We start from the raw sequence: 3641 nt of genomic DNA on the forward strand, positions 1-3641 counted from the left end.
CGCTGTTGCTGTGCGGGGCGATCCAGGCGCAGGATCTCCCGGGCCAGCAGGCGCCCACCGCCGTCAGCACGCCGGCGCAAGCGACGTCCCCGGTGGCAAAAAGCGAGCGAACCTATCTGATGTCGGCCTTCATGGCCACGTCGCAAAACACGCTGAGCCTGTTCAGTTCCAACGACGGCGTCAACTTCACCTCGCTGGGCTCGGAGGTCTACACGCCGGCCAGGGAGCTGCTGCGCGACCCGTCCATCATCCGCGCGGCGGACGGGCTGTACTACATCGCCTACACAACCAACTGGAACGGCTCGACCTTCGGCATCGCCAAGTCGGCGGACATGAAAAGCTGGACGCATGTGGCCGACGTGCCCGTGAAGCTGCCGGGTGTGTCCAACGTCTGGGCGCCTGAATGGTTCCGCGACAGCGACGGCAGCTTCAAGCTCGTCGTGAGCCTGTCCAAGGGCTGCACCCAGGGGCCGTTCGCCGCCTATTTCGTGAAGGCGCTGGACGCCGGCTTCACGAAGTTCTCCGACCCGGTGCCCATGCAGGGGTTGGAGAAGAACTACATCGACACCTTCGTCATCCAGCATGAAGGCCGCTACGTCGCCTTCACGAAGAACGAGACGACCAAGTTCATCGAACTGGCCACGGCCCCGTCGCTGGACGGCCCGTGGACGATTCAGAAAACCGGCGACTGGGCCGGCTGGGGCGGCCCGTCGGAAGGCCAGGCGCTGGTACCCATCAAGGGTGGCTGGCGCATCTACTTCGACGACTACACGACCAAGCGGTACTGGTATTCCGACAGCTTCGACGGCCTGCAGACCTGGACGCCCAAGAAGGAACTGGGCGGCGTGTCGGGCACGGTGCGCCACTTCACCGTCATCTCGGAAGAAACCGCGCAGCTGGAGCGCGCGACGGCGCCCAAGGCCAAGCCCAAATCCATCGCCTGGGACCGCCATTCGCTGATCATCGACGGCAAGCGGGAGATGATCTTCGCCGGCGAGTTCCACCCCTTCCGCCTGCCCTCGCCCAGCCTGTGGCGCGACGTACTGCAGAAGATGAAGGCGTCGGGCCTCAACGCCGTGTCGCTCTACTTCAGCTGGGGCTACCACTCGGCCAAGCCGGGCCACTACGACTTCACCGGCGTGCGCAACATCGAGCGCGCCATTCAGATGGCGGAGGAGGAAGGCCTCTACGTCATCGCCCGCATGGGGCCTTATGTGAACGCCGAGCTGACGGCCGGCGGCTTCCCGGGTTGGCTGCTGCGCCAGCGCGCCGAGGCCCGCACCGACGCGGCCGAGTACCAGGCCGCAGCGGATGAATGGATGACGCAGATCAACGCCATCCTGGCCCGCCACCAGATCACCAACGGCGGCGGCACCGTCATCGCCTATCAGTTGGAAAACGAGCTGTTCGCGGTGAACCCCAAGAACATCCGCCACATGCAGCACCTGGCGGACAAGGCGCGCGCCGACGGCATCACCGTGCCCTTGTTTCACAACGCCGCCTCACGGCTGCCGGACTGGACGCCCAAGAACTCCACGGCCCCGTTCGCCAACCCCGGCCCGACCGACCTCTACGCCTTCGACGGCTATCCCGGCGGCGTCTGCGGCGTGGATGCCAAGCCCGGCACGCCGGCACCGGCGCCGGACTGGGGCATCTATGGCAAGAACTTCCCCAAGGTCGGCTCGCAGGCCTCGCCCAACACGCCCGGCTTTGTCGCCGAGATCGGTGCGGGCTGGTTCGACTACTGGGGCAGCAACGGCACCTACGAATGCAYGGCCCAGCGCCAGGGGCCGGGCTACCAGCGCGTGTTCTACGGCAGCAGCCTCATCAATGCGCTGACCATCCACTCCATCTACATGGCCTACGGCGGCACCAGCTGGGGCTGGCAGCCGGGGCCGATCGTCTACACGAGCTACGACTACGGCTCGCCCATCAGCGAGGCCCGCGTCATGCGCGACAAGGCGCTGGTGCTCAAGCAGATGGGCGGCTTCGTGCAGGCGGCCACACCGGTGCTAACGCAGATGGACAAGGGCGAGGTCCTGGACTCGAGCAATGCCAAGGTCAGGCTGTATCACAACGTCAACCAGGCGCTGGGCAGCCATGTGCTGCTGGCTCAGCACAACGCGCTGACAGGAACTGAGGCGTTCAGCTTCAAGCTGCAAACGCGTGACGGCAGCTACCAGGTGCCGCAGGCCGGCAAGCTGACGCTGACCGGCCAGGACGCCAAGATGCTGCTGGCCAGCTACGCACTGGAACGCCAGCACCTGGTCTACAGCACGAGCGAGCTGCAGGCGCAGTTGCAGCAAGGCGCCCGTGATGTGGCGCTGTTCTACGGCCGCAACGGCGACGACGGCGAGACCGTGCTGCGCTATGCCGCCAGGCCGACCGTGAAGCTGCTGCGCGGMCAGGCCCAGGTGAACTGGGATGCCAAGCGCGGCGACCTGCGGCTGAACTACCAGCACACCGGCCTCATCGAAGTGCTGATCAGCGGCGCCGGGCGTGCCCCCTTGCTGCTGCTGATCGCTGACGAAAAGACGGGCCAGGAGTTCTGGCGCCTGCAAGCCGGTGGTCAGAGCGTACTGGTGCGCAGCCCGGGCCTCGTTCGCACGGCGGCGGTCGACGGCAAGAAGCTGCAACTCCGCGGCGATACGACACAGCCGAGCGCGCTGCGCGCTTGGGTGCCGGACGGCATCAACGCGCTGACGTTCAACGGCCAAGCCGTAGCGACCGCAGCGCAGGACTTCAGCCTCGCCGCCCGCACCGCCCTGCCCGGCCCTGACGCCGTCAAGCTGCCCGACCTGACGCAGCTCACCTGGACGCGCCGCTTCGACTCCCTCGAAGCCGCCCCCGGCTTCGACGACAGTGCCTGGCGCAAGACCGACACCAGCGGGTCGGCCGCCAACGTGTACACCGCGCCCGACAAGGGCCAGCCCGTGCTGGCCATGAGCGACTACGGCTTCCACCATGGCGACGTCTGGTACCGCGGCCGCTTCGCAACGAGCGACACCAAGCCGCTGCAGCTGGAACTCTTCTTCGGCGGCGGTGGCGCCGGCATGATCCAGGTCTGGCTGGACGGCAAGTTCATCGGCCAGCAGGAGCACGACACCGGCCGCCCCTTCCCCGAGACGACCGACACCTTCCGCCACCTGCTGAAAGACCTGCCGCCGGGCGACCACGTGCTGGCCGTCGTCGTGCGCAACAACTCACACAACTGGGACCTGTTCGCCGACGACGTGCACAAGGAGGCGCGCGGCCTGATCTCGGCGTCCCTCGCGCACAAAGGTGATCAGCGCTTCGGCACGCCCATCGCCTGGAAGATCCAGGGCAACAAGGGCGGCGAGGACATTGCCGACCTCGTGCGCGGTCCGATGAACAGCGGTGGCCTGCACGGCGAGCGCATGGGCTGGCATCTGCCCGTTGACCCGACCAAGCCCCAGCCCGGCTGGGAGGCCACGACCGTGAGCGCCGCACCGCCAGCGCCGGGCAGCTACTGGCTGCGCACCAACTTCAAGCTGGACCTGCCGGCCGGCCACGATGTGCAGCTCGGGCTGGCCTTTGGCGACACGACCAAGCCACGTTCCGAGGTCGAGAACCGCGCGCTGATCTTCGTCAACGGCTGGAATATGGGCCAGTTCATCGCC

General features: G+C 67.0%; 1 protein-coding gene. It reads left to right on the top strand.

Features of this window, described 5'->3' with window-relative positions:
* The coding region (locus tag AC1DU6_RS23540) for a beta-galactosidase (RefSeq protein WP_477860003.1) at positions 1–3641 on the top strand (3641 nt) is incomplete at both ends.

The sequence above is a fragment of the Roseateles sp. P5_B10 genome (genome assembly GCF_056400485.1).